General features: G+C 55.9%; 25 protein-coding genes and 3 pseudogenes. 17 read left to right on the forward strand and 11 right to left on the reverse strand.

Annotated elements, in window-relative coordinates:
• Positions 1–307: 307 nt before the first annotated feature.
• From EN807_RS26885 to EN807_RS26925, 9 genes and pseudogenes are all read left to right on the forward strand, one after another.
• Positions 308–553, forward strand: a complete 246-nt coding sequence (locus EN807_RS26885) for a hypothetical protein (RefSeq protein ID WP_135937362.1) — start codon at positions 308–310, stop codon at positions 551–553.
• 698 nt (positions 554–1,251) lie between these two features.
• On the forward strand, positions 1,252–2,355 hold the full coding sequence (locus EN807_RS26890; protein ID WP_135937363.1) for a helix-turn-helix transcriptional regulator: 1,104 nt from the start codon (positions 1,252–1,254) through the stop codon (positions 2,353–2,355).
• A gap of 146 nt (positions 2,356–2,501) precedes the next feature.
• Positions 2,502–2,807, forward strand: coding sequence for a hypothetical protein (locus tag EN807_RS26895; protein ID WP_135937364.1), 306 nt, complete (start codon positions 2,502–2,504; stop codon positions 2,805–2,807).
• A 36-nt stretch (positions 2,808–2,843) separates the two neighbouring features.
• Positions 2,844–4,145, forward strand: a complete 1,302-nt coding sequence (locus EN807_RS26900) for a hypothetical protein (RefSeq protein WP_135937365.1) — start codon at positions 2,844–2,846, stop codon at positions 4,143–4,145.
• Positions 4,146–4,605: 460 nt separating this feature from the next.
• Positions 4,606–5,232, forward strand: a pseudogene (locus tag EN807_RS26905) (transposase); the annotation flags it as partial.
• Between the two features lie 421 nt (positions 5,233–5,653).
• Positions 5,654–8,311, forward strand: a complete 2,658-nt coding sequence (locus tag EN807_RS26910; protein WP_145972454.1) for an SMEK domain-containing protein — start codon at positions 5,654–5,656, stop codon at positions 8,309–8,311.
• Positions 8,308–8,673, forward strand: coding sequence for a hypothetical protein (locus EN807_RS26915; protein WP_135937367.1), 366 nt, complete (start codon positions 8,308–8,310; stop codon positions 8,671–8,673). Before EN807_RS26910 ends, EN807_RS26915 begins: the two co-directional genes overlap by 4 nt.
• A complete protein-coding gene (locus EN807_RS26920) occupies positions 8,663–9,058 on the forward strand; it encodes a hypothetical protein (protein ID WP_135937368.1) in 396 nt (131 codons plus the stop codon). The genes EN807_RS26915 and EN807_RS26920 overlap by 11 nt, the downstream gene beginning before the upstream one ends.
• Before the next feature lie 4 nt (positions 9,059–9,062).
• Positions 9,063–10,097 carry a radical SAM protein gene (locus EN807_RS26925; protein ID WP_135937369.1) on the forward strand — a complete coding sequence of 345 codons (1,035 nt, stop codon included), beginning with the start codon at positions 9,063–9,065 and terminating at the stop codon, positions 10,095–10,097.
• A gap of 388 nt (positions 10,098–10,485) precedes the next feature.
• Here EN807_RS26925 and ligD read toward each other — a convergent pair whose 3' ends face one another.
• The 3 genes from ligD to EN807_RS26940 all read right to left on the reverse strand — a co-directional run bounded on the left by ligD (position 10,486) and on the right by EN807_RS26940 (position 12,326).
• Positions 10,486–11,643 carry a non-homologous end-joining DNA ligase gene (gene ligD, locus EN807_RS26930; protein ID WP_348640266.1) on the reverse strand — a complete coding sequence of 386 codons (1,158 nt, stop codon included), beginning with the start codon at positions 11,641–11,643 and terminating at the stop codon, positions 10,486–10,488.
• A 6-nt stretch (positions 11,644–11,649) separates the two neighbouring features.
• On the reverse strand, positions 11,650–11,970 hold the full coding sequence (locus tag EN807_RS26935) for a hypothetical protein (RefSeq protein WP_135937370.1): 321 nt from the start codon (positions 11,968–11,970) through the stop codon (positions 11,650–11,652).
• 149 nt (positions 11,971–12,119) lie between these two features.
• Positions 12,120–12,326, reverse strand: coding sequence for a hypothetical protein (locus tag EN807_RS26940; protein WP_135937371.1), 207 nt, complete (start codon positions 12,324–12,326; stop codon positions 12,120–12,122).
• Between the two features lie 47 nt (positions 12,327–12,373).
• Between EN807_RS26940 and EN807_RS26945 the strand changes: the two genes are divergently transcribed.
• On the forward strand, positions 12,374–13,027 hold the full coding sequence (locus EN807_RS26945) for an AbiV family abortive infection protein (RefSeq protein ID WP_135937372.1): 654 nt from the start codon (positions 12,374–12,376) through the stop codon (positions 13,025–13,027).
• Positions 13,028–13,040: 13 nt separating this feature from the next.
• Here the strand turns inward: EN807_RS26945 and EN807_RS26950 are convergent, their stop codons facing one another.
• On the reverse strand, positions 13,041–13,541 hold the full coding sequence (locus EN807_RS26950; RefSeq protein ID WP_135937373.1) for a hypothetical protein: 501 nt from the start codon (positions 13,539–13,541) through the stop codon (positions 13,041–13,043).
• A gap of 294 nt (positions 13,542–13,835) precedes the next feature.
• Positions 13,836–14,732, reverse strand: a complete 897-nt coding sequence (locus EN807_RS26955) for a LysR family transcriptional regulator (protein ID WP_135937374.1) — start codon at positions 14,730–14,732, stop codon at positions 13,836–13,838.
• 138 nt (positions 14,733–14,870) lie between these two features.
• On the opposite strand from EN807_RS26955, the gene EN807_RS26960 reads away from it, so the two are divergent.
• A complete protein-coding gene (locus tag EN807_RS26960) occupies positions 14,871–15,200 on the forward strand; it encodes a nuclear transport factor 2 family protein (RefSeq protein ID WP_135937375.1) in 330 nt (109 codons plus the stop codon).
• Positions 15,197–15,976 carry an SDR family oxidoreductase gene (locus tag EN807_RS26965; RefSeq protein ID WP_135937376.1) on the forward strand — a complete coding sequence of 260 codons (780 nt, stop codon included), beginning with the start codon at positions 15,197–15,199 and terminating at the stop codon, positions 15,974–15,976. The genes EN807_RS26960 and EN807_RS26965 overlap by 4 nt, the downstream gene beginning before the upstream one ends.
• A gap of 123 nt (positions 15,977–16,099) precedes the next feature.
• Here the strand turns inward: EN807_RS26965 and EN807_RS26970 are convergent, their stop codons facing one another.
• Positions 16,100–16,570: a MarR family transcriptional regulator gene (locus EN807_RS26970; protein WP_135937377.1), complete on the reverse strand. Its 471-nt coding sequence runs from the start codon at positions 16,568–16,570 to the stop codon at positions 16,100–16,102.
• A gap of 139 nt (positions 16,571–16,709) precedes the next feature.
• Between EN807_RS26970 and EN807_RS26975 the strand changes: the two genes are divergently transcribed.
• Positions 16,710–17,495, forward strand: coding sequence for an alpha/beta hydrolase (locus EN807_RS26975; protein ID WP_135937378.1), 786 nt, complete (start codon positions 16,710–16,712; stop codon positions 17,493–17,495).
• Positions 17,496–18,038: 543 nt separating this feature from the next.
• On the opposite strand, the gene EN807_RS26980 is transcribed toward EN807_RS26975, so the two are convergent.
• Positions 18,039–18,320, reverse strand: a complete 282-nt coding sequence (locus EN807_RS26980) for a hypothetical protein (RefSeq protein WP_135937379.1) — start codon at positions 18,318–18,320, stop codon at positions 18,039–18,041.
• A 585-nt stretch (positions 18,321–18,905) separates the two neighbouring features.
• On the opposite strand from EN807_RS26980, the gene EN807_RS26990 reads away from it, so the two are divergent.
• Complete coding sequence (locus EN807_RS26990; protein WP_135937381.1) at positions 18,906–19,442, forward strand: hypothetical protein; 537 nt, start codon at positions 18,906–18,908, stop codon at positions 19,440–19,442.
• Positions 19,443–19,746: 304 nt separating this feature from the next.
• Here the strand turns inward: EN807_RS26990 and EN807_RS26995 are convergent.
• A pseudogene (locus tag EN807_RS26995) lies at positions 19,747–19,935 on the reverse strand (helix-turn-helix domain-containing protein); the annotation flags it as partial.
• 1,415 nt (positions 19,936–21,350) lie between these two features.
• Between EN807_RS26995 and EN807_RS27000 the strand changes: the two are divergent.
• Complete coding sequence (locus tag EN807_RS27000) at positions 21,351–23,993, forward strand: hypothetical protein (protein WP_135937382.1); 2,643 nt, start codon at positions 21,351–21,353, stop codon at positions 23,991–23,993.
• 377 nt (positions 23,994–24,370) lie between these two features.
• On the opposite strand, the pseudogene EN807_RS27005 reads toward EN807_RS27000, so the two are convergent.
• Positions 24,371–24,805: pseudogene (locus EN807_RS27005) on the reverse strand (adenylate/guanylate cyclase domain-containing protein); the annotation flags it as partial.
• Positions 24,802–25,212 carry a DUF982 domain-containing protein gene (locus EN807_RS27010; protein WP_348640267.1) on the reverse strand — a complete coding sequence of 137 codons (411 nt, stop codon included), beginning with the start codon at positions 25,210–25,212 and terminating at the stop codon, positions 24,802–24,804. The pseudogene EN807_RS27005 and the gene EN807_RS27010, both read right to left, overlap by 4 nt.
• A 157-nt stretch (positions 25,213–25,369) precedes the next feature.
• Here EN807_RS27010 and EN807_RS27015 point away from each other — a divergent pair, with 157 nt between their 5' ends.
• Both EN807_RS27015 and EN807_RS27020 read left to right on the forward strand, forming a co-directional pair.
• The gene (locus tag EN807_RS27015) at positions 25,370–25,549 is read left to right on the forward strand and encodes a hypothetical protein (RefSeq protein WP_135937384.1); all 180 of its coding nucleotides are present in this window, start codon (positions 25,370–25,372) and stop codon (positions 25,547–25,549) included.
• Positions 25,550–25,633: 84 nt separating this feature from the next.
• Complete coding sequence (locus EN807_RS27020; protein WP_135937385.1) at positions 25,634–25,843, forward strand: hypothetical protein; 210 nt, start codon at positions 25,634–25,636, stop codon at positions 25,841–25,843.
• A 228-nt stretch (positions 25,844–26,071) separates the two neighbouring features.
• Here EN807_RS27020 and EN807_RS27025 read toward each other — a convergent pair whose 3' ends face one another.
• Positions 26,072–26,686 (reverse strand): thermonuclease family protein, encoded by a 615-nt coding sequence (locus EN807_RS27025; protein WP_348640268.1) that lies wholly within the window; start codon positions 26,684–26,686, stop codon positions 26,072–26,074.
• Positions 26,687–26,700: the final 14 nt, after the last annotated feature.

A 26,700-nucleotide genomic window follows, 5' to 3' on the forward strand; every position in this document is an offset into this window, starting at 1 on the left:
TGTTCTGCCGAACCTTTTTAATGTACTCGATTGGATGGCTTCGTCGCGGGCAATGTTTGCTTACGGGAGATGACAAAGCTCGGTTCTACGACCGACATTGGAGCGCAAAGCCGCCCGGCCGGTTCAGGCCGCAAGCAGACTGGCAGCTTGGAAAGCTACAGTGCGGAAGGCTGTCGCTAGCACGCGGTGCGTAGCTGCACCACGTGCTCCACCCGAGATTGCAGTCCGTTTGATGCGAACCGCTCCACGTGAGCTGAAAGGAGAGCCGGCGGTATTTCCTGCAGTCTGGGGGCAGGAAAAGGAGTGCATGACAACTAAGGAAAGCGCCCAGCAGATAGTAAAACTTGCGAACGACCTGAAGAAAGAAAACAAGGATCTCGTTAAGCGGATCGAGGGCCTAGAAGAACGGATAGGAAAGATGCCGCAAAGCCTAGCAAATTCGATGGAATTCGTGCTCAGGGCGAGTAGCCTTGGGGAAAACCGTCATGAAGCCTATGCCGAGTGCGAAGAGCTTGGCACCTGGGATACAACGGGCACTCACAAGCGGCGGTAGGCCCGGTCTTTCTGGATCCCACACAGTCGGCCGAACCGGGTCCCACAACACGAATCCGGTGAGCGTCTTATACGAGCGACTACATGCAAGTCAGGGCATTCGCCATTTGCATGCTGCTCAAAAGGTAGAAAGCAGCCCGGAAACCGCACACACAATCAGGTTAATTTGAGTTCAGGAGGCCTTTGCAAGCCCATTGACGGAGCCTCGAGGACGGCTGCTTCCAGGATGTCCAGCGGCCGTCGAGAATCCTGATCTTCTCCGACTGAGCCGAGCCGACATGCTACCGCCTCAATAATGTCGATGTCTTCAAGACGGACCGTGCCTTCGGAAGGACCCTGACGCCGTCTTCCGAAGGTGACGAATAATCGCCGTCGTAGGTACAGCCCGGAAACCAGTTCTCGGAAACATTCCGCGACATCGACCAGTAGCGGCCGTAATGGACACCGTTCCGCCTGCGCTTTCGGCGTTGCAGTCGGCAGGGAGGACGACCAAACCTATGTAACGCAAGACCATGGCGGCGACGGCAATGGCTGTCGGTCACCATCGTTTCTACACACGACAATCGCTTTCGAGACCAGGTAAAGTTCATTCTCTTGGTGATTGTAGGCCCCGGCCCCTCCTATTGCATGAGTCGAAATCTGCGCTGAGTTGTGTTCTGATGCATCGATCCGTTGTCCGAGTCTGGGAAGGGTGGGGACATGGGCGCTGCGTTCGATTTGGACTCGATCAGTTCGGCGTTTGCCAAGGCTGCACTTGACCCGGGACTCTGGGGATCGGCAATGGAGGCCGTCTCGGAGGCTACTCGGAGCTACGGCGCGATCCTTTTTGACGCGAACAATCATTTGCCCGGCATCCCGCGCGGCCGCACGTTAGAACCCTCGTTTGATGAGTACGTGAGAGGCGGTTGGATCAACAGGGACATCCGCTACCGAATAGCTCCCGTCCTTCACCAACGAGGTGCCGGTGTCGATCTCGACATCGTCTCGGAAGCCGAAATGGCACGCCATCCATATTATCAGGAATTCCTTGCCCCCTTCGGGTTGCGTTGGTTTGCTGGGGTGAAGGTGGCTGCAGGAGATGACCTCTGGTGCCTCTCGATCCAGAGAACGATCAAGCAGGGTCCGTTCAATCGCCGGGAACTTATTGAACTGGCGGAGTTGTCGAAGCGGCTGGGAACCGCGGCCGCCTTTGCCAGTGCTATCGGCTACGGCCGGTTGGAGGCAGCATGCGACGCATTCACCGCGACTGGGACGCCTGCTGTGATGTTGGGGCGCGATGGTGCCGTTGTCGGGATCAACGGACCGGCCGAGGCCCTGCTGGACCAGGATCTCAGGATTGTATCCGGGCGGCTTGTTTCCGGGAGCAGGAATGCAACCGATGCCTTTGACAGGAGCCTGAACGAGTTGCTGCGGACCTGGGGCTTGGCCGCAATGATGCCGCCTGTCCAACTGCCGAGACCGCATTCCGGAGGGCGTCCGCTGCTGGCTTACCTACTGCGGCTGCCGAAGGTTACCCACAATTCCCTTTCTCCCTGCCAGGCCGCCGCGGTCTTCATCGACCCCGACATTCGGGCGAGGCCGACGGAGACGGTTTTGATGTCCTGTTTCGGGCTGACCCGGGCCGAAGCCAAGCTGGCTGGGATGCTGGCCGGGGGAGATTGCCTGCTCGCCGTAGCTGAGCACCTCTGCATCACTTATGAAACCGCCAGGAACCAGCTGAAGTCGGTCTTCGCGAAGACCGAGACCCATCGCCAGTCTGATCTGATGGCCCTGCTCTCGAGGCTTCAGGTGGGGGCGCATTAGCAGCTTCACCCAATTGGGTCATGCGAGCGAGGCCGATCCCGCTTATCGTGTCCTGATCTCGCGCTTCACCCTCGAGGGTGAAGCGCGAGATGGCTTGGGTCCTTTATAAAGGGCCAATCTTTCGCGGACCTTCAATGGAGGGTGGCATGAATATTCAAGTTCTAATGGCATCAGCTGTTCTTACCTTGTTTCCCATTTCGTTAATCGCCCAAGAGGCGGCTAGCGGTTCGATGGAGATTCCGACCTCATCCTCAACCTACGATGCCGGGTCGACCACTGTGGATTCGACATATGCGACCACACCTATCGGTGACGGAGTGTCCGTCGGGCTGGGGAGCTCAACGATCCTCAACCAGCCCGGCATAGGGGGAGACGGCCCGGTTCAGGGAACGAATAGCGGCAGCACCTCCGACACGTCGTATGGCGGAACGGTCATCATCGAGTTCGATTAACGGGGATCAACGCGCCATAGACGGGGGAATACAGGCATGCCGAGCATTACCAAATTCACTTCGGCCGCAGCGGTCATGGCGCTTATGATGGTCGGCACTCCGTCCCTAGCCAAGGCGGAGATAGTCGGCACCCTTACGATGGGAATTGTGGTCGACCAGATTTTCAGCCAGCTCAACGGTACGATCAACAAAGCCGTGGCCGAGGGCGACTATCTGCTTGCCCGCGCCTCAATGGAGGCAAAAGACGCCATCGAGGCCTGGCGGCTTGCAAACACGGATCTAATCAACAAGACCTTCAACGAGCTGAACGCCACACAGAGGGAAATCTTTGCGAAGGCAGACGCCTTGATGACCCAGGCGAATGACCATGCCGCCAACAGGCTCGAGACCATCCAGCAGATTGGCGAGAATGCAAACCAGATCATTGCGGACATCCCCATAATCGGCGGCAAGACGTACATAACCCGGTATGGGCCAAGAATTGTCGTCGGAGGGTCGGGTGAGACCATATTCACGGTCAAGGGGATCAGTTTGGGCGAGGCTGATCCGCAGCTTACGATCGGGACGACTTTGGTGCCGAGGATTTCCCTCACGCAGCAGGAAGCCCAGTTCGCCTTGTCAAATCTGTCTATCCCGGTCGAGGAGAGGACAATCAGCCGGCAGGCGCTCAAATTCAGTTACAAGGTCAAGTCCTCGAATGTCATCCGCTACCTGTTCGGGGCCAAGGAAGTCGTTGACCGGGATCTGGCGTTGATCGTGTTCCCCAAGGTTTTGGCAACGTATGACTATTCGACCGTCGTCAGGAACGACGTCAGGGTCGACGAACCTTATACCGCAGCACTCGGCCAGTTCAAAGCGCGCAACGACCGGGTCTACAAGGTGGCCAAGCCCAAAGAAGGTTGGAAATGGGATCTCGAGAAGCCCCTGAAAGTGTTGCAGGGGCACGGCGAGGCCGGGCGATGCGAAGGTACAGACATTAACAAGTCCAGCGAAAGTGGAATATCCGTCTTCGCCCGACTGGATGAGATCAGGGAGAGTAAGAACTTTTTTGGACTCGTCAAGAAAGATGGCTATGTCTCGTGCTCTCTCAGTGGGACCATCTACAAAATGGTCCCTACCGAAAATCCCGGGCCTGCTAAAAAGGGTGATATCGTCTGGCACAGTGACCTGCCGCTCGACCGCCCCGACAACACCGTCAGGATGACGATGTTCGTCAAAACGTTCGACAACAGGGATCTTACTGTGGACGGTGATCGTTCGGACAAACTGTTCAACGCGAAGGTCTCAGCGGGCCACTTGTTGGTGACGCCAAAAATCCCCGACGACATTGCTGAATGACCAGGTTCGCGGGGCAACCATGAAAGTGCGCAAACTGTGGTGTATCGCGGTGCTGGTGCCGTCTTTCCTGGCGAGCGAAGCCCGAGTGACTACTTGTTCCACGTGTCGTGTCAGAACGCCAACCTTGTGGTCGAATGGAAAACAGGTGACATCGACCCAGGACGCGAGTTCCTCAGGGTTTCAACCGGTACCAAATATCCCGACTGCATGGTTTCGGATTATGACCAGGCGAGTGACGGAAATCTGCCTCGTGAGAAGTACGAGCACGTTGCTGGCGTGATAGCCGGGATACCCCTGATCGGCTCCATCATTTGCTACTTTTTGGGGTGCAGTTAGGGGGTGGTGTGAGAAACGTCTTGCTTTCAGTTGTCGGTCTGGCGGTCGCCTCCACTGCCAATTTCCACGTCTGGGCAGGCGGAAACCGCGATCAATTGCTGTCGGAGGCCATACCTCGCGGGAGTCTGACAGGACCGAGGACCGCTTCGCCCTGAAGCCAGAGTACCTGGCCGCCGACAGCGCCTACGGATCGGCAGCGAACCTCGCCTGGTTGGTCAAGGAACGGGAGATCGCGCCGCATATCCCGGTGTTCGATAGGTCCAACCGGACGGATGGCACTTTCTCGCGCGCCGACTTCATGTTCGATCCGGACGCGAACGAATACACCTGCCCGGGTGGCAAACGGCTGGTGCAGTTCCGGCGCAGCTACAAGACGCCGCGCACAGGCATCACCAGTGCGGGCACGCGGCTTTACCGCGCCAGCCAGCACGACTGCAAAGTCTGCGAGTTGAAGTCGCAGTGCTGTCCGAATATGCCCTCTCGTAAGATCCCCCGAGATCTGAACGAGGATGCCCGCGATGTCGCCAGGGCAATTGCCGAGACGCCGGAGTATGAGCGGTCCCGTCATCGACGGAAGAGGGTCGAGATGCTGTTCGCGCATCTCAAACGCATTTTGCGGCTTGGGCGTCTGCGACTGCGCGGTCCCTCAGGCGCGCGCGATGAGTTCCTCCTCGCCGCTACCGCCCAGAATCTCAGAAGATTGGCAAAGCTCCGACCACCGGCCGGGCCGATGATCGCTGCCTTGGCGTAAAGGAGGGACAGCCGCCGCCAAACGAAACACTGCAGGTAGTGAGATCCGAAAACTGCGGCAAATCTGGCCGGATTGATCCGACCAAGAGCCATGCTGCCGTCCCGGCAACGACTAAATTGACAATATCCGCCCAATGTCGGACGTCGAGCAGGCCTTAGCCGTATTCGGAAAGGGGACATCCGATCGAACGGACTGCATGAGATGTTTGCGCCAGAAGCGGTCATAGTGAAATCTACGAATCGATATTTTTAGGGACGGCCACCCCCGGGTCGAGGCCGGACGGCCTGCAATCAGGAGCCGGCTTCGGTCATTGCACCTTCATCTCTTAACTGCATTTCTCACTCCAGCAGGTTTCTATCAGCACCGACTCCGACTAAGATTGCGCTCATCGAAAAAATTCGCGAAATGGTTGCTGCATCAGATGAACAGTCAGGAATACATCAACCAAATTAAACGCTATTTTGCGCATCTGATCGTCGAAATAAAATGCAACAACGCGTGCGACCATTTCGACATCAACAAAGTTGCTGAGAACTTTTTCATACCGATCCTCTCGATCGTGTATGATTGCCCCGATCTAAAGAACCAGAACGCAATAAAGGCGAATTTTCCTTCCGTCGATCTAGGATGCGAAACCACGGGAATTTCGTTCCAGGTAACCTCGGACGGAAGCAGTTCGAAAGTCATTTATACGCTTGAGAAATTCCGAGAGCATAAGCTTAATGCCGTCTACAACTCACTGTTCGTTTTAATTATCACCGAGAAGCAAAAATCCTATACATCAGAAGCGCTCAAGGCAGAAATTGCCCGGCAGACGATCACCTTTGCCACAGATGTCCACATCATCGACTATACCGATCTCTTGGCCAAGATGGCGACCGCGCCAATCTCAAAACTGAAGCAACTTTGCGAAGTCCTAGCCGTCGAATTCGACCGGTGGACGGACTACAGTCAGTTCCGATCAGACCTCGACGGATTTCTTGATTTCAGTAACTCCAAGATCGAGGTTGAAAAACGAACCAAAAAGTATATTCCATCTATTTTTGTCGAACCGACAAAGGCTAAAGAGATCACTCGGCTTTTTGGTCACCCGGTCTTCTTTTCACGGAAGATCGAGGACAAACTCCGGAAGGCCGATTACTCATCCATAAACCAGTACCTTCTAAAGGTGGGCATTGGCCCACTTCAGTCTGGTATTGTGCCTCTGAGCGATACCGATTTCCCACGTACTCTGGAGGAGTTATTCCGCCACCTGGCCGACAGGAGGAGGCTCATCCAAGAGGAGGTGAAGCGGGTTAATCCGCTCGGGTTCTCACCGAAGGCATTCTGCCCTGAATATGAGGTTGCCCCGGAAAAGGAAGCCATACGATCCCTGCTGAAGATGGCAATTGAGGGGGCAGCAAGCGGTGTCGAGGGCCTATATGCTGAAGCGCTCCGGCTCATAAATACTGCAGAATCCAAGATTCTGCTAATCACCAGTTCAGCTGGCCAAGGGAAGACAAATTTCATTTGCGACCTGATTGAAAACCAGTTTGGAAAATTTGAAATTCCCTCCGTATTCATTCCGGCGCGGGAGTTGAACAAGTATTCTCATCCGAATCGAATCGTCTCGTTTATATCTCAGAACCGGTATCTACCGAGGCGAGACAATATCCATGCCGTCCTCGACCTGTTCAATCAGCTTTCCAAAAGAATACAGAAACCCTTTGTTATCGCTATTGATGGCATCAATGAAGTGAAGGATTTAGAGAGCTTCTTGTCGGAATTCTCTGATTTCCTTAACACGGTCTACCAGTATGAGTTCGTCAAGGTCATAATCACATGCAGAACCGAGTTCTTCGATAGCAAATTCGCCTCGCTTCTCGACGAACCATTCGCCGACGCAATTCTGCGGATCAAGGACTTGAAAGCCGATATGTCGGACGAGAGCCTCGAACGGATGCTTTCGTCCTATCTGACCCATTTCAACATCACGGTGCGCCTTTCCGATCGTGCAGCCGACTTCCTCAAAAGCGATCTCCTGATGATGAGGATTTTTTGCGACCTTAATGAGGGGCAAGATAAGGGCATTCTGTCAGATATCTACAAAGTTAAGCTCTATGAAAGTTATCTATACCGCAAAGCTGACAGCCTACCGAAAGAATTGAAGCAGGAATTTCTGACCTGCCTCTACAACATCGTTGAGAATATGCTTTCTGAAGATCGATATCATAATATCAATGTCGGCGGCTATTCGCATCAACAACAGCAAATCATTGATCGTCTTGTGTCGGAAGACATCATCCTAAGGCGCGAGCCTGCGGAGAAAATGCTTCAGACGATGCTCGATGAGACGATTTCGTTCACTTATGATGAACTTCGAGATTTCGTCATCGGCCTTTATCTCGTGAAGCGCCTCGCGAAATCTGACTTCTCAAAATTCCTTGAAACTTTGGGGCGGCTTCGAACCCTTCCGATTTATGAGGGCGTGTTCAAATACGTCTACCTGTTGGCGCGTCAATCCAACGATCCAAGTATTCTCAAGAATTGCGAAGCCGCCGAAGATTTCGATGTTCACTATTCGATAGCGATCGCCACACTTCCTCATGAATACCAAAATGAGGAAGACCGCAAACGCGTGTTAGAATACCTCAACATCGAGAGGAAGAGCGAGGTAGTGCGACGGATCGGGGTTTTTCTCTTCGAGAGAGCAACCAATGAGCAGGTGCTCAACAGGCGGCTGCTAATTGAGCATATCAATTGCCTTGGCGACCCGGATGTATCGAAACTCTTTTTCATCCTTTTCCGTACCAGAGCCCACGTTCCCAGTTATGAAACAGACCCCATAAAGGAATTTCTGGCTGCATGGACCGACGCCGCGGCAACAAGGGAAGACTTTGACGACGACTCTCTAACGTTCGTCATCCAGCTTTCGTTTCTGGCTAACCCCGGCCAACAGTATGAACTTCGATCCACATTGGCTCAAATTAAGGGGCGCGGCAAAAAGTCGGCGTGTTTTTCGTTTGTCGAGAACGCACGCTCAGCCAGGATTGCAGGCTTTGCGCGATCAATTGACGCGTTCGTGGGAGCTTCGCGATGAAAGACGCAAAGCTCATCCTGCCCTTTCCTAAGCCGCCCACGCTTGCGGAATTTTTTGAGATGTTGTTCGTCAAGCCCCACGGTTTGGCCGCTCAAGTTACGGAACATGTTTATTATGATTTTTTCCTTGGTTCACTCGACCTCAAGGAGGAATATCGCCGCTATTATTGCGTCGAATACGCGAACCTTGGTGACTACATCGTAATGTGCCACGGTGAGTACCTTGAGGAGGCGGACTTAAATCAGGAACACATATTCCGAATTAAACATCTGTCGCAAATAGTGGACCCGTTGTACAGCGATAACTATCTGGAGTCAGTATTGGAAACTTTGAAGAAGTGGAAGTCGGACCGTGAAGATTAAAATGGATTTCGTGTCCAACAGCTCGTCGACGTCGTTCATTTATATCTCGGAGATGCAATTTACAAGGGAAAGCTTCTTCGAAGCGATTGGGGCTTCTGACCAGGGTCCATTGGGGAGTCTTTTTGTCTCCATGTATGAGGAGTTGAATAGCTCCATTGCGAACGGCGAGAGGATTGTGGGAATCGATCAAGTGGCCTCTGCTCGTGATTTCGACCTAACACCGGAGGTCTTTGAACGGGTTTCAGTCGCTCTCACGGAGGGTAAGCGCGTTGTTAGAGGCGTGCTGAGTAGCGACGGCGCGTTGGCTGAATCAATACTTTGCATGGAAATTTTCGAGATCGAGACCGACAAAATGTTTATCAACGCCTTCCCAAATTATTGGTGATCAGATGCTCAAGATGAACCGCTATAAGGACGAGGGTTATTCGACGTTCTTCAACGCGAAGACAGGGTTCTTCGCTCGCGTCGAAGACAAAGGTGTGCCGGAGCCCTTTTGGTCGCCACACGGCCCCGAACTCATGGACATCTCGATCACCAATTGGTGCGACAAGGGATGCGTGTTTTGTTATAAAAGTTCGACAAAATCTGGCCACCACATGAAGCTCGACGACTATAAGAGTATTATTGATTCGGCGGCTCGAATGGGGACCTTCCAGGTTGCACTGGGAGGCGGAAATCCAAACCAGCACCCGGATTTCATTGAAATCCTTAGGTATACTCACGAACATGACATTGTGCCCAATTACACGACCAATGGTCGTGGCCTGACCGTCGGAATATTGGAAGCGACCAAGGCATACTGCGGCGCAGTCGCGGTCTCGGCCTATCCTCCTTACGAGGAAACGGCAGCGACTATTCGGCTTTTGGCTGGTCATCAGATCAGAACAAACATCCATTTTATTCTCGATGCCGACAGTGTCACGACAGCCATTGATTGGATGACTGATCCTCCAGAATTCCTGCACGGCATCAACGCTCTCGTATTCCTAAATTACAAGCCATCAGGCCGAAAGGTCTTTGAGGCAAAGCTGCTCCGGCACAGCGCCAGGCTCGATGAAGTTTTCAAGCTGGCAACCTCAAAGGAATGCAAAATAAAGATCGGCTTCGACGCCTGTTGCGTGAGCGGTGTGTTCGGACGAACAACGACAAGCTCCACTGTCGTCGATGCGTGCGACGCGGGAAGATTTTCGCTTTATGTGTCCGAAGACATGCAGGTTCATCCCTGCTCTTTTCAGAGCGGACTCGTTGCAGGTGATAAATTGACGTCCGGAAATTCTCTAGAGGATATTTGGAAAAACTCGGCAAACATGAAGTCGTTCAGAGATTATTTCCGCTCCGACCGCTGTTCCGGCTGCCGGCATCAAAGCTCTTGTATGAACGGCTGTCCTATCTTTGAAGATTTGGTGGTTTGTGGAAATCGCTGATCGAATTTAGACGAGGAAACTTAATCGCGCGGGTCGTTCAGGCCAGGCCGGGGGTCCAGTGTTCCAACTTGTCCGCAAAGGGCCATTTAAGACGTCCGCCTCGCCGACCGGCGACAAGGCCGGCGACAAGGACGCTGATGGCTTCTGCTAGACTGATTTGTTTCGGATGCGCCGTTGTCACGGCAAGCCGTTTTGGATCGTCTCTGGCGCTTCCACTGATCCTCCTTGAGATACACATTGCAGAACCAAAGACCGTCGCACACCGCAGCGCCGGTTGCCCTCGTCTTCGAAGTCGGGACGCGAAGCCGACGTCCGGGCGCGCCAACAATGGGCTAAATCCCGGTATGCGGTGAGAGAAGCGGGTTAGTCACGATGCTTGCCGCCGGTTTCAGCAAAGCCAGCGGCCGCGCGAAAGGGGCCCAGCCTCGTAATGGTCGGCGAGCTGTCCCTTGGTGATGTTGGACTCCGGATAGATGACGCGGTCACGGTTACTTATCGCGATGGCGGTTGTCGCAGACGCGGCGAGATCGGCTGCATGACGTTCCGTTTCGAGGACGACCGCCTCCGGCTTCTTGTCTTCGCGGAGACCAAGATAGCTCGGATGTCGTAACGTCCCTTCATTTGTCATTTCGGTGAAGGCAATCTCAGCGACCAGTTTCGGACGGAGCCAGTGTGCGCCGCGCACTTCGGCGCGTGGTGCGTCGACGGTCGCGGCCTTCTGCTCAAGCGGCGCCATGATCTTCAAGAGACGAAGAAGTTCAGCGGTATCGAAGCCGGTGCCGACTTTCCCGGCGTAACGCAGCCTGCCGCCGTCATGAACGCCAAGGATCAAGGACCGAAACGCGCGGACCTTGTCGGACGGCGTCCAGCCGACAATCACAAATTCCTGCCGCCTGATGCATTTGATCTTCAGCCAGCTTGTGCCGCGGGCCGCCACATAACTCGAATCCGCGAGCTTTGAGATGACGCCCTCAAGGCCGGCTGCGCAGAAGCGATCGAGCAGCTCTTCTCCGCGGCCGAGGATATGGTCGGAGTAACGAAGGACCGGACTTTTCGCAGGCAAGATCGCCTCCAGCTTCGCCTTGCGCTCAAGAAGAGGAAGCCTTGTCAGATCTTCGCCGTCGAGCTGCAGCAGATCGAACGCATAAAAGTCGATAGTCGCCGGGGCACCCTTCAAAGCATTCTGAAGCGCCTGGAAGTTAGATCTCCCTTCCGCATCGACAACCACGGCCTCGCCGTCAATCAGGGCGGAGCGCACCTTGAGCTTGCGAGCCTCGGAGAGGATCGAGGGAAAACGGCTAGACCAGTCCAGACCAGATCGTGTGTAGGCTCGCGCCTCGCCACCGCCGACGGCAACGAGAAGACGATAGCCGTCGTATTTCATCTCATGGATCCAACGATCGCCGGCAGGGACCGTGTCCACGAGCGTTGCGAGCTGGACCGGCCGGAAAGCGGGCGGCGCTGAAGTGACCTCGTCACGAGCGGGCGACTTCACTTGACTGGCGCTCGACCCATTGATTGCCCTATGTGACGTTGGCTTGACCACTCTGACCTAAACCATACTCCAGAGACGAGATAGCGTGATCCGCGTCCAACGCGCGACTACTTCTTTAGTTTCGCTGCAGGCCGTATTGAGCTTTTCGCGATCATTGCCGACCCGCTTGATTAGCGCCTCGGCCTGAGGCCGTGCTCCTGCCTCCGGCCCTTCCATTTTCCCGATTTGCGCGCACAGCTCACTGGCAATAATCAAGAGCAGGAACGTGCCCTCAAATACCGCCACAGCGTATCCGCCTTCTGCCATCGGCTTTAGAAGCCCGCCATTCCGGTTCCGGTCCCTAAACGGCCTGTCAGCTTTGCGCCCGATGTCGGTCATTGCGGATTGTTATGCAGGTTCCTAAAAGCAGACGAGAATTCCTTCGAATTGTCCGAGAGTGTGAAATGGGACTTTCACACTCAGACCGGTCCCTGAAAAATCGACCCAATTCTCGTCGAGCGGATTTTCCTCAGCGACCTAGAGGAGTATCACATGTGGAATCCTTGTCGGATGTCGGCCGGTTCGTCTTTTGTCGCGCGATCGAGATAGAGTCCGCGCATGCCGTCGGGATTAACGGCGCCGAACAGCCGGTAGCGGGCGCGATTGGGAAACTCACAACGAAACTCCATCTCGTTGTAGGCAACGCCGGTGACAGGGTGCTGACTACCTTTGGGGGGTGTGTCATACTCCTCCATTGGTTGATGAAGGCGCCTTCGGGCGCCGTTTTTGTCTGTAGCACGCCATGAATGTTGACGATGATTTCGACCTTAGCCCATTGTCGGCACTTGTTCTCCAGAACGCCGAAAGAGTTTTGAGGGATGCCAAGATCTTATTCGACGTCGGCTCCTACGCTACAGCGGGCGCATTGGCATGCGTCTCTGTCGAGGAAGCTGGAAAGGCTTGTTTGATCCTTTGGAGGGATAAGGGTCTCATCGAGCGCGACATCTCAAAAGACATTACCAATCACGCTGCTAAGCATCGGGTTTTCGCCGGGCTCAAGGAGGCAAAATCATTCGTCCCCCTTCTTGGCCAAAAGCTAGAGCGGAAGGAGGTTGAGGAACGCATTTTTAGCCAGGTCCTAGAGCCAAATCGAGAAAGCAGCTTTCTCGCCAAACTCGGCGCATACGACGCTTTCAAGCAATACGGCTTTTATGTCGACATTGACGATCAGGCTCACTTTCAGCCCGAAACGCTCATCCATCGCGGCGATGTCGAATACCTTATTGCTGAGGCTACCCTTGCTGGTCAGTTGGTCAGGGAAATACCCTTTGTCCATCTAGTGGCATGCGGAATGTACTCTTCCGAGAAGGCGCCTGCGCGCAACCCCGCAATGATGCGGGAGATTCGCGAAATGCTAGCGTCGCGAGGGGCTCCGGTTAACCCAACTGAGACTTAGAAAACATCAGCCTTCACGCACCGATCTGCGCAGCCGCGTTATGCTCGATCATCGGCACGTTAGCCGGGAACAATGCGGGCTTCATCGCGCGGATTTCGTCAACGAACCCGTCGTCCAGCAGGTCGGAACGTATGAGTTCTCCGGCATAACGGACGAATGACATTAGTTTGGCGTCGCTCTCCTTGAATGCGCCTTTTACATTGCTGGACACAACAAGCGCGAACGGCCGTCCCAAATCCAAACTAAGAAGTACCGACGACCTGATCTGCTTGAGCTGTTCGTCCGTCGTGAACGAGTAGCTTGCCTTGCTGTCGTGGGTATCGCCGATCACGCGCGGCTGCGAGGTGGGGTTCGACAAGACCTTGGTCACCTCGTAGCCCTTCTCGAGATAGAATTTTGGGTTCTGTTCCCGAAGAGACATGCTACGCGCCACGGTATCATGGTTAGAGTCGAAGTAGCTGAACAGCAGTGGCTCTTTTGCATCGACGAAGACGCAAAGCTCTGTCCGTTGCAAGGCGGTGCAACCTGCCCATGGGAAGGAGTTCAGGTTTTACGAAGGTATCCTCGACCAGTTTCTTGAACAGGAATCCTATACCACCCAGCACTGTTGTGTTCATGAGGGCGGCTACAGTGCTACCTCCCGAAAAACCCTTGTCGATCATCGCCCAGATGAGAGACGCTTCGAGGGACATAAAGCCCACGGTCGCGAGGCCACTTACATGGCGAGCTAACAATCGCCGGTGATTTTGAGAACGCTAATTTTGCCCGGGGCTGCGATAGTGCCACAATTTTCCGAAAGCCTTGGCGATTATCCATTCGCATAATCGCGGGCAGCCTGAATAAACGCAGAAAAGGCCGCCGGCGGATTCTTCCTGCCAGGGTAATACAGTGCTAGTGGGGCCAGAGAGGGCGTCCAGTCCTCGAGAACTCGCACCAGTCGACCGGCCGCAATGTCATCGCGCACATCCGCCTCCATGACGTATCCGAGGCCAACTCCATTCCGCGCCGCTATCCTGACAAGGCTTGATTCATCGAGCGTGATTGAGCCTTGCACATCGATCTTGACGGTGTTCCCGTCCTTCTCAAATTTCCACCGAAACAAGGCGTTGTTGGGAAGACGCGCACGGATGCAGCGAAATCGGTACAGGTCGGCAGGTACGGTTGGCCTGCCATGAGTGCGCAGAAAGTCTGGTGATGCAACAACGGCATTACTGCGCTTGGTACCGAGTGGCACGGCGATCATGTCGGTCGGCACCAGGTCGGCCGGCCTCAGGCCCAAGTCGAAGCCCGCCGCAACGATGTCGACGATCCGTCCCTCCGTGACCAGATCGATATGCACCTGAGGACAGCGCCGCATGAACGACAAGATGAGAGGTTCGATTACCTCTCGGGCCGCTGTTGCAAAGGCATTGATGCGCAATGTGCCTGTCGGAGTTTCCTGAAGAGATTGGACCGTAAGCATTGCATCGTGGATGTCCGTCATCGCCGGCCCAACGCGCTCGACAAATGTCTTTCCCGCGTCGGTGAGCGAAACGCTTCGCGTTGTACGGTTGAACAGGCGAACGCCTAGGCGCTGCTCAAGCTTTGCAATGGCATTGCTTAGCGCTGTCGTGGACATGCCGAGCTCGAGCGCGGCAGCCCGAAACGAACCTAGGCGGCCGATGCTTAAAACGGCGTCCAGGTCGACAAGTACAGATCGCGTCATTATCCCTCTTTTCGTAATTCCTCATCCTTCTTTATCCTAGTTATCGTGTCAACCATCTTGTCTTAGATTGGCTTTGTCGACCTCCAAAGGGGGCGAGGCCCCCAGCCGGCAAGGCTGGAAATATGATGGAGGACCAAAATGACAATCAAACTACCCAAGAGCATCGAAGCCTATTTCGACGCCGACCGAGGCGGTAGTCCCGATGCTATCGCTGCCACGTTCACCGAAAACGGCATTGCGAAGGATAAGGGTAAGACCTACAGGGGCCGCGATGCCATTCGCTACTGGATGGCTGAGGCCTCCCAGGAATACAGCTACACGGTGAAACCCTTCCTCATCGCCACCGAAAACGGCAAAACCCAGGTGACGGCCCACGCCGTCGGCACCTTCCCTGGCAGTCCGATTGATCTGCGGTTTTTCTTCGTCCTCGCGGACGACAAGGTCGCCGAACTGGAGATCGCCGTATGACCCCGTTCCTCACATTGCAGGGGCGTCGGGCCCTGATCACCGGCGGTACTTCGGGGGCCGGCGCCGCAACCGTGGCGCTTTTCAAGGAACTTGGCGCCCGTGTGCTGACCACCGCTCGCACCAAGCCGGCCGATTTCGCCGGTGCGGCATTCGTTGAAGCCGACCTGACCACCACGGCGGGGGCTCAAACCGTCGTTGACGCCGTGCATCGGGAACTCGGCGGGCTCGATATCCTTGTGAACGTGCTGGGCGGCTCTTCGGCCCCTTCAGGCGGCTTTGCTGCGCTCACCGACGAAGAGTGGGACAAGGAGTTTAACCTCAACTTCTTCCCGGCGGTCCGGCTGGATCGTGCTCTGATCCCTGGCATGGTCGCTCAGGGAACTGGTGTCGTCATCCACGTCACCTCGATCCAGAGAAATCTTCCACTGCCGGAGGCGACCACCGGCTACGCTTCGGCCAAGGGAGCCCTCAACACCTACAGCAAAAGCATCTCCAAGGAGGTTTCTCCGAAGGGAGTACGCGTGGTGCGGGTTTCTCCCGGCTGGATCGCCGATCCGGGGTCCAACAGTCTAGCCCTGCGCATAGCGGAGGAAGCCGGCATTGAGTACGACGCGGCGGTACAGGTGATCATGAACTCGCTCGGCGGCATACCGCTGGGACGGCCGGCCAAACCGGAAGAGGTCGCTGACCTGATCGCGTTCCTTGCATCGGATCGGGCAACGTCCATCACCGGTACTGAGCATGTAATCGACGGTGGGACTGTTCCGACGACTTAAGCACCCAACCGGGGGCCGGCCCATTTCGACCTTTATCTGCTGAAGAGATTGAAAACGGACAAGCCCGTCAACTACTAGTGGCCGCTGCGGTTGAGCGAAAAAAGTGAAGGCGATTCCTGATATCTAGCCGGGGATCGCCCAGCCGCCGATCTCCTTGTAAATGGCGTCACGCAGCTGGCGGACCTTCTGATTCAGCTCACCGAGCTCACCCGAGCTATGTCCCGAACTTGCAAGCAGGGCGTCGCCGAGGCAGCCGGCGCGTGTGCGCAGATCGTGGCCTTGATCAGTCAATGCGATAACGACTTGACGTTCGTTTGCCGGATTCCGGGTCCGTCGCAGCAGACCAGCCGCCTCAAGCCGCTTGAGAAGGGGTGTCAGCGTGCTTGGCTCGAGTGCCAATTTCTCGCCGATACTGCCCACGGTTTGCTCGTCCTCGCGCCACAGGACATTGAGAACAAGGTACTGCGGATAGGTGAGGCCAAGTTGATCGAGCCAAGGCTTATAAAGGCGTTGGATCGCCATGCCGGCCGAATAGATCGAATAGCAGACCTGATCATCGAGTGGGACGGGATTATTCGCGGGCTTCTGAGTCATGTCATTCTCCTTCGTCGATCATCGTAGCACGTAATCGCGAAAATTAATATCGCGATAACAATTGTCGTTGACAGCCATCCGCTCGCGAGTTAAATAAGGTTTATCGCGATAATGTTTATCTATATAAAGGAGAAATCAGATGACTACAAAAGCCAAGTCCATCCTGGCCGCAACCACTGCCGCTGCCGTCATGGTCGTTGCCGGCACATCCGCCCAGTCTGCCGACCAGATCCCCCAGAACCAGAGCGTCCGGAATGTTGTGTTGGTGCATGGCGCCTTCGCCGATGGATCGGGTTGGCGCGGCGTCTACAACGAACTCACGCAGCGCGGCTACAAGGTGACCATCGTCCAGAACCCACTGACCTCGTTGGCTGATGACGTCGCCGCGACGAAGCGGGCCATCGACCGCCAGGACGGCCCGACCGTTCTTGTCGGTCACTCCTGGGGTGGCGTGGTCATCACCGAGGCGGGCATCGACCCCAAGGTGAAGGGCCTCGTCTATGTCTCGGCTCTCTCACCTGACGCGGGTGAAACGACTGCCCAGCAATATGAAGGCTTCACCACGCCTCCGGAATTCGTCCTGGAAACCGCTGCCGACGGTTTCGGCTTCATCAAGCCGGAGAATTTCAAGGCCGGGTTCGCAGCCGATACCACCAACGCCGACGCCGCTTTCATGAGAGACTCGCAGGTGCCGATTAACATGTCTGCTTTTGCCACCAAGCTCGAGAACGCCGCTTGGCGGACGAAACCGAGCTGGGCGGTCATTGCCAAGCAGGATAAGGCCTTTGACGCTGCGATGCTCCAGCACATGGCCAAGCGCATCAACGCGAGGACTACCGAAGTTGACGCGAGCCATGCCGTTTTCATGACCCAGCCCAAGGTGGTCGCTGACGTTATCGATCAGGCCGCCAAGGGCGCCAACTAATCCCTGCCTCGACGTGATGCACAACACAGTGAAAAGTGGGCGGCCCTCTATCGCCGCCCGCTTTCGACAAAACAAGTTGCAGGTTCCTGCCGCATCCTACGCCGCTCCACGATCATGGCGCGACGCAGTCGGACCGGCGGTGTGCTTCGCCGATGAGCTGGATTGCACGGTTCGCACTGTGTCGCGATGGCGCCTGAATTATGCGGAATTCCGGGAAGCCCTCGACCTTGGCCGCCACAAGAAAGCGATCGGACAGACCGACGCGCAGTTGGCTCGTGCTGCCACCGCGCAGCGAGAGCGCGACCGCCTTACCGCTGCCAAGGCAGCCGGCGAGGCAGCTGCCCGCGAGGCAGCCCCAGCGCTTATTCTGCTGGCATCAGCCGCAATCGTTGCATTGATACGCCCTTGGCGCTTTTCTTCATCGGTCGGCTTGGCTTGCAAACTGGCTTCAGGAGTTGGCATCATGGCTGTGGCAGTTGTGCTCGCACAGGGAGCATTTCTTCTCGGCTTTGGCACGCTGTTAGAGGATCCACGCTATCGTTCTCACTTCGTTTGTGAACCCACTGCTTCTGTGGCATCTAGCTCAGCCACCGCCTTGACTATCGCCGGAAACCGATCAGTCCAGTTGTGGAGGTTACGGGTGAGTACTTTGACCTTGCCCTTCTCGAGGTAGACACCGATCCGGTAGCCGTCCCATTTGATTTCGTGCAGCCAGTTATGGCCTTGCGGAACCCGATCAACTAAGGTCGGCAGCAGTGGCGGGATCACGCCTGCGGGAACGCTCGGCCGGTCACGGGCGCTTGTCGCTCTGCGGGCCCATTTCATGAAGCCTTCCGATCCCGTGATCTGATCGTCTTGGGCGGCGCCTTAGTCACGGGCACGGCCCGTCCTTCGGCTTCTCGAGAACCTCGTACGCCCACGAATGGTGTGAGTAGAGAAAGTCGCCCGAACCCTGGCGATCGGTAAGCTTTACCTTTACCCTGAAACGCGTCCCCACCGGAAAATTGCGGACCATCTCTTTTGGGCACTCGACACGCAGGTGAGTTGGGTACGGACCGCCATGGAGTGGCCGCACGTGCACCACACCGTGGAGGCCGCTCGTTTTGGCTGCCTCATAGCTTTCCACTTCGATGTGCCGATACGGTTCGTTGAGCTTTGCCACACCTGCCTCCGTTGGCCGAAATCCATTGGGCACCTACGTTATTCGGCGACAATTGGGCGCGCAATAACGAGAGGAATTCTGATGGCCATGGTGTCAAAATAGCGCGGTGAGGGATGCCATGTTCGACGCCTGCGCGGAAATCTTAATTGAGAGGAGTTAGCTGGTACAAATAAAAGTTAGCTACTAACTCTTGAAATAAGAATCTGGAAGTGGCATCTCCCTTGTTGTCGTAACCAGAGGGGATCGCCATGCCGACCGAAACATATGTCGAGTTTGCGGGTCTCACCGCCGAGGCTGTCGTGCTTATCGAGGGCCTGCGAAAGAGTCCGACTGATACCAAGTCCGAGATTCTAGTTCGGGCGCTCACGCCTCTTCAGAAGCCGATTGCGCCAAGCGGTGAACAGAAGCTCATCGACTACAAGGAGGGTATCCGCCTACCCGTTGGCGAGAAGCTGTACCTGTTCCTGTCCCGTCCCGCGAAGTACGCTGGCAAGCCAGACGCGGAAGCCGAGATACGGTCGGATGGCTTCTACATGGACGGGAGACGTGTCGAGCCTTCGCATGGTCGGCCGTTCCAGCCCGCCATGAAGATTGTTCAGAAGCGCAAGGGGCACCTCAGCCCAACCGATGGGGATACGGTTTCGCTGAGCGCCATCCGGAAGTGGTGCGTGTTGAGGGATGGCAAGTTCAAGTCGCTCGTGGAATTGAAAGACCCAGCGCTCGCCCGAACACGCGGAAAGAAGTTGGACCTGTCTGACCTCGACCTTTCCGATCTGGAGCTATGAGGCAGGATGGTTGGCATGACTACGAGGATAGTCCTGCACGGCCCTGCTTTCGATCCGGCTTCAGAAGATATCTGTCATCCAAGGAGTATTCTGCAATAAACCCGGATTTTAACCTGCGACTCGACATTCAGCCCCTCCCAACCCATTGCTTCCATACAGCTTCGGCGAGAAGGCGAAAAGGTAGATACGTTGGGTAGCGAAAGACATCCGAGGCTATGACACAGGTCCCGGAGATAAGATCAGCTGAACTTTGTCGTGGATGGTCCTGTGGAACAAGCGAAGTGTCCCGCGGGCCATACGCCGGTCATTTGGCCGATTCCTTTGCACGTGTCCGCGCCTGTGGGAAATACTGATAAAAGGTGACGCGACTTACCCCCAGCCGGCGGGCGATATCAGCTACCGAGATGTCTCCGGCCGCGAGCATGGCTTTTGCAACTCTCTTATCATCTTCAGTGAGCTTGGGTTTTCGTCCACCTTTGCGACCGCGGGCGAGATAGAGCGCGAGGGCGGCGCCAAAGCCGTTGAGCGGTCACACCGTTCACGATCCAAAGCTCTGCTTCTTCTGCGCCGCCAGAAGAGAACTCTGGCGGCCGCTCTGCAGCAGCCCATAAGAAGCCTCCGCCGGAACTCACGGTCGTGGCCCCGAGCCGACCTTCGTCTTCAGCGCGGGTATGGCGTTCAGAGTCATTCCTACTCATGCTTCCGGCTCCGCTTGCGTGACGCGACGCGCGCGACATCGGCTTCGCGTTGACCGTGTAGTCCCTGCCGTGCTCGCCGTTTCCGTCAGCTCCGGAAGCCAGGTTGAGCAACTCAAGTGTGCAATGGGTCGGCAGAGAAGGTCGGCTTTCAACGCATTCATTCTGAAAGAGGATCGCCGTTGCCGGCCCCGATATGCTCCCAGCCGACAATGCGCCTCAAACCCGAACCGTGCCTCCCATTTTCAGTTTGCAGAGACGATTTTCCCGTGAAATAGTTACACCGGGTTGGGGGACGGCTATGAGCTTTGCAAGCTTGAAGAGGGCAGGCGGTGCAATATTCCGACCGTGTGCCGCGGGGGTGTTTCTGCTTCTTGTCGGGCATCAAATTCGTGCCGATACGGTATCTTTCTACGATGTCGTCTGTGTAGAGGACTCGGACAAGCAATCCGAAATAACCCGATGCCGCAACACGCCGGCCGTAACCGGGTGGCACGCCGACTGTATTCGTGAGGTGCTGCAAGGCTGCCTGCGACGCCATGATGTAGTCACACCCGCAGAGATGAAATCCGAAGCAGAGAGGTTACAAGCCACCCAAACTGAGCAAATAGCTCGTTGGCTTCAGACGCTTGAAGACACTGGCGTTATGCTGGGTGCAGACAAATGACATCCAGAGGCAGTCTTCGCCGAACTGCAGCAACATTTGGCCCCGTCATTTCGCTTGTGATGACCATCCCAGCCACGGCTGCACCGATTTCCATTACGGACAGAGCATGCCTCAAGGCCGCGGTCGAAGCATGCACTTTGGAAGCATTAAGGGCAATCAGTTGAATCATTGTAACCCTGGATACAATGCGGCAACGACTTGCGAGCTGGCCGACGGATTAGCAACCCGTGTTCCGCTGAGTACCATCCAAGATCGATGCCGAAGTCTCCACACCGACCGATGCATCGTTACCGTCGATTTCCCAACAGCAGCGAGCTACGATCGCTTTTCGACAAGCTTAATGCAGATCAAAAGGTCGAATGGGATTGGCTTAAAACCCTCGAAGAATCCGGTTTGTTCAAACCTTAGGACGAGAGCATGGTACGGCACATCGGATTTCTCCTGGGGTTCTCAACGGCCTTGTGTTCTCCGACGATCGCTCAGGATGCGACGTCTTATAAATGCACAGTTTCGTGCTCGCGAGAGTTGGCCCGGGAGGCGCTCAGAGTGGAACCCGGAGCATACGACACAGCCCGGGCGGCACTTGCTAAGCCTGATCTCTCTTCAATCGTCGAAACAGCAGCCACAAAATTCCATAGCAAGACGCTTGAGCTATCAGCGCAAGTCGGCGCTTTGAAGAATGTGCAGCGAGGCTATGAGAAGAGTTTCGCCCTGATCAGTGACATTCCGATGGGAGATGAGCTGCCCCTAAGTTTTTTGTCTGCAAACATTTCTCATGGTCTGGACGATCAGATCGACCAGTTGGAGAGCCGCAGACACGAACTGGCGGGACAGATCCTGGGCCCGGCCCTGGCTGAAATCCGAAGCAAGCACGGCGCCACTCTTGATGATCTGCGAGGTGCGTCTCCGGCGGTAGTGCATGACACGCTTTTTGGCACGGATGGACTGGCCGGCCTTTTCAGTGAAACGGAAGCTGGGAAACTTCTAGGAGTGGAGGGCAGAGCCGACCTGGCAAACGTCAAGGCCGATCTCGTACACCATCAACTCGAGGCGGTCAGCTCTGGCCTCGTAACTACCAATGCAAAGGTTGATGCGCTGGTAGGCGACTATGTTGCGTTCAAGGGAAGAATGGAACAGTTCGCTGACAGCACAAAAAGCAAGATGAACAGCCTAGCCGATGGGCAGCGGCATCTGTTGCGCGTCTATGAAACGCTAGCTGTCGCCGTAGAAGATAACACTTTTAGGTTAGATGCGCTCGAAGGTGCGATGTGGGGCAAGCTCTCAGCCAAGGAGAGGATTGCAGCTTTGGAAGGAGGTGCCTTCGCATCCGTCATAAACCGCATGCCTGCGGATAAAAAGCAGGGGTTTAGGGACGATCTCGCGTTCGCTGCCAAGCTGGAAGACATCAACAATACCGCTGGTGTCATCGGACTAGTAGCGAATGACTTTCAGAAAATCGGCGCACTTGTCGGTGTCGACATATCCGAACCGATAAGTCACATCAACAAAGCAGTGGTTGCCGTCCAAAGCATCGTTAGCATAGCAAGCATGAACCCCATAGGCATCATATCAGGTCTTGGAGGTTTAGCTGGAGTCTTCGGTGGCAGCGGTAACAGTGACGGTGTCTCGGCCGCATTGGTGGAATTGCGTCGCGATATCCAGCAAATGCGAAAGGAAATGTATGAATATCATGTACGGGAGATGGAGGCCTTAGAACGGATATCAGACCAGATCGACAAGCGCTTTAGTCAACTGGCTGCACTACAGGGAAGCACGCTGGATCAGATTGGATTCAATACGAAGCAGCTAAACGAATCTCTTTTGTCAGGCTTGAACGCATGCCGCACGATCATGCTTGTTTGGCCGACTCGCGCCGGAGAGAGCTTCGATAACCGCGCCGCCAGATTCAACGCCAATTTCCAGAAGCAGTTCGCCGACTGTCGCGATGGGATAAACGACCGGCTATTTGTTTTCCAGGCGGGACAGGACTTGGCAATTTCCACGGTCTTTTCACTCCAAGCCTTGGGAGATGCTTCGCCTGACACTGATCTTGGCCAGGAAATCTTGAAGATCCAGCGCTATCGTGACGAGACCCTCAGACCGGTTGTCGGCTATACCCTTCGCGAACAACCTGTCAGGTCAACTAAGGCAGAGTGCAAAGCTAATGTTTTGGCGTTCAGAGCGCTCTTAGCATCTCCGAAACGAGACGACGATATCCTGGCTGCCGCGACGAGAGAGAAAGAAGCTTGCGAGGCTTCTGACGAGCCACCAGGGTCGGCTAGTCCAAATATTAGGTTGGATACGATATCCCTCCTTGGCGCACCGATTTCGGCCAAGAGCATCTTGTTTCACGGACGCTCGGTCTTGGCCGTGTCCAAACTGTACGAATTTGTGGATGCACCCGGTGCGGTTGCTCCTCGCTTCAAGGCGATCAGGGAATTGACGGGCCAGGACGTCAATGAAAGCACACTAAGGCTCGAACTCCCTCGCATGCAGCTTCAAGTAGTTCTGGACCTTGTCAATCTAGCGATCGCGCAAATCAACGTGCTAGGCGGCGACCTGATATTGGAGGTTCTTACCCAGGACATCGAAGCGGCGATCGACGATCCGGCACGTGCCAATCTTGCGGAAGTTGACGCCGTCCAATGGGCTGACTGTTCGGCAATGGACAAGCTCTCTGCCAGATATTTTAACGCTTTGTGCGTCCTGAAGCGCAATGAAGTACTCAGATCGAATTTCGCGCGCCATTGGGTGCGTACAAGGCTGGCAAACGAAACGGTGACAGCCCGGATCCGATACGCTGTCGGACTTACTGAAGCGACGCCAGAAGTCCTTCTTCGAAGTTTCAAACGAAAGATGCCCATAGAAAAATGCAACTCAGATTTTTGCCTAAGGCTACCAGGAGCAAAAATTGCTGACCCCAATCCCAGTATGCTCGGTAAGGATGCATCGCTTGCAACCCACTTCGATTTGACAGAGGATTTCCTCATAAAAGCGCCGTCGTGGGATGAAGTTGCGACCGACCGGCAAGCCGTTGCCTCACCAATCATTCACGAGTTGATCGCCTTCCGCCAAGAGGTAATTAATCGTCTTGCGGAGATAGAAACCAACAAGGATCTTACTGCCGAAGAACGTGGTCTAGTTGAAGCTACTGTCGTGCTGCAGTTGGCCGAAGGGCGGGCGAAATGATCTGATCTCGTCTAGTACGCGATGATCAGTTTCCAAGGGAAGGTCGATGTTGCGTGGCAGCCGGGACACGGGGCTGAGGGCTGCCGGTGCGCTTGAACAGCTGGCATTGGGGTCAAACCGCCAGGCCTTACGTCAGTCACGTCGATGCACGTAGGCGGCTGAAGGTCTGCTTCTGACGTTCCGAGTTCCGAGCCTCGAAGCCGCCATTCTGCTTCCACTTTATTAAGATGTTCCATGCGGTGCCGCCATGCCGACAATCCAGCGGACTTACCTCCTCCCGAGTTCGCACAAATAGAGCCCGCTGCCACCTCCTCCCGGCAGCGGGCTTTTATGGGCGTACGCACAGGTGCCTCCGAGTTGCTGGTAGTGCTGCCCGGCTATCGGGTTGGACTACCCGGAAGGCCGGCGCGCGCAAGGTCCGCGGCGGCTTGATCGAGAATGAAAGGATCTCGGAAGTTCCAGGTCTGCCGCCAGGACTGGATCGTCGCAGCCGGAGTTGACTTGAGCATCTTCTCGACGGCAGCTCGGGCGTCCGCTTGGCGCCCAAGACGCATATAGGCGATGGCTAGTTGCAATGGAGCGTCGGCGAATTCCGTGGTCTTCAGCACCTCAACTGCGTCTTCGTTTTTACCAAGCACGATAAAGATGAAACCTCGCACGTAGTTAAAGAACCAGGACAACCCCGGGTCCCGCGCGGCTGCAGTCTCGGTCAGCTCCAGCGCCTTTTCAGGTTGGCCGGCCTGCAGGAAAATACTTCCTGAATCCGTGAGGGTGAACGCATTATAAGGTGCCGCCGCGATGGCCTTGTTCATCGCCGCGCATCGCGATCCAGCTTGTGGCCCCATGAGCAGTTGCTGAGATACCATTGGCGCAAGCCCGAACTGCAGACGGCAGCGTAGGCGATATCAGGCCTGAAGTATTTGTGCTTCCTTGGCCGCACCAGAAAGGCCGTCCGAGCTACATCGGGCGGGCTTCCGCCCCCAAGCACCTTCATGCAGGCCATTCGTGCCTGAAGGCGTTCGCCCGTCTCCCCAATGGGCCAGTCATAGAGCAGCATCTCAGCGGCTTCCCGGGTGCTCTTCACCTGCACTTCACCGGACGAAAGCTTGACGGTCACGTGGTTCTCAAAGGTTCCGTTGTTTCGGGTATCATTCGTATGGAGGCCTCCTGTTGTCCGCCTGAACAAGTTACGGGCGTGGCTGCCAAACAGTTGCTTCACAATTTAGCCCCGAGCTCAATCGCGTGATGGCAGCGGAAGATTGATGTCAGTGCATACGCTCCATCCAGCCGCTCGTGTGCCGCTTTCTTGTGCTTTCGGTCGGCCCCCCAACGCAACGTTCGGCCTCCCTCTGCGTTCAGCTCCAAAGGGACTGATTATGAGCGAAGATGCTGGCAAGGGAAGCCCTGGCGCCGGGTCTGCTCGCGAGGCGCTGGCCCGACGCTTGGCCGAGCAAACAGGCATCTCGGAGGCCGATGCCCGGGTGCTAATCGAACTGATCGGCACCAACTGGAATTCATTGATCCGTGAGGCGCGGGTGCTGACATCGCGGCGTTGACGCCGCACCCCGTCGGTGCGGCGGTTTTTCTTTGTTTGAGCTCGAATTTAGTTGCGCAGGCGAGTGCAGTGAGGGAGCGTTTGCATGCCCATCCGTCAAAAAGCCAGAGAAGCTGGCGTGTTCAGCTCGTCCGAAGTGGCCTTGCTAGGCCGCGTGTTCGACAGGTTGAAGGCTGAGGGTCAATCCACACAGCACCGTGAAGCGATCGCCTCACGCATCATTGCAAACTACGAGGCTGGGATCACAGACGAGGAAGAACTGGTTTCGGCGTCCAAACTGCCGCTGGGACGCTAATTTGACACGCGAGGACCCGGGGTGCCATCGCCGGGTCGTCGGCAAATCGTCGGAACCGAACCGCTCCCCCAGAGCTATCGGGTTTGCCGTTTTGATTGCAGGCTTAGTGCTGGGCTAGCGCGCCATGGGAACCGGAACTCGATCACTCGCCCCTGAGCCGTCCATGATTGCGGGGCGTCAACGGAACCAAAATCGCGCAATAGCTGCGGCACAAGAGCAAGGCGGACGTCACCGTCGCGCTTTTCGCCAGCCCGCTGATCGGGCTTCTGCCTCGCTGCAGAACCAGCGCTCCCCCTTGCCGGTCGAGATCGCAGTCCGGCTGTAATATTTCTGCCCAGGCATGTGATAGATGCGCTCGCCGCTCGAGCTGACGTTTCCCTTGATGTTGCAGGAGCCGCCGAGGAGGCCGACGCCGGTCGATTGCTCGCTGACCGCTTCGACGTTGTCACCGTTGGTAGCGCGCCAATCCCAAGGCTGATCAAAGCGGCCCTGCCATAGGCCGCGATGCGCCGCCTTCGCAGTAGCCTGCTCGGGCGCAAACGCCCCGTTGGAATAGCGAGGCCAGTCTAGAGCATAGCCTTGTTCGACGAGCCATTTCTGCACACTGCGGCCATCCGCGCGATCGCAGTTCCCGACGAGGCGGCCATAAGGATCCCGGCCGACGAAGCTGCAATGCAGTGGCCGAGAGGTGGCCAGGAACTTGTCTAGCGCATGGGCTGCCCGGCGCCCGCAGGGGTATTCGAAGCCCTTCGCGTCATCGCAGTACTGTCGGCCCTCCGGTGCGTCGATCCCATTGAAGCGGATGCGCTGGCCCGCGATCTCGACGGTGTCGCCATCGATCACAGAGGCACGCCCCC

It is taken from the genome of Mesorhizobium sp. M5C.F.Ca.ET.164.01.1.1 (assembly GCF_004792125.1).
Classification (GTDB): Bacteria; Pseudomonadota; Alphaproteobacteria; order Rhizobiales; family Rhizobiaceae; genus Mesorhizobium; species Mesorhizobium wenxiniae.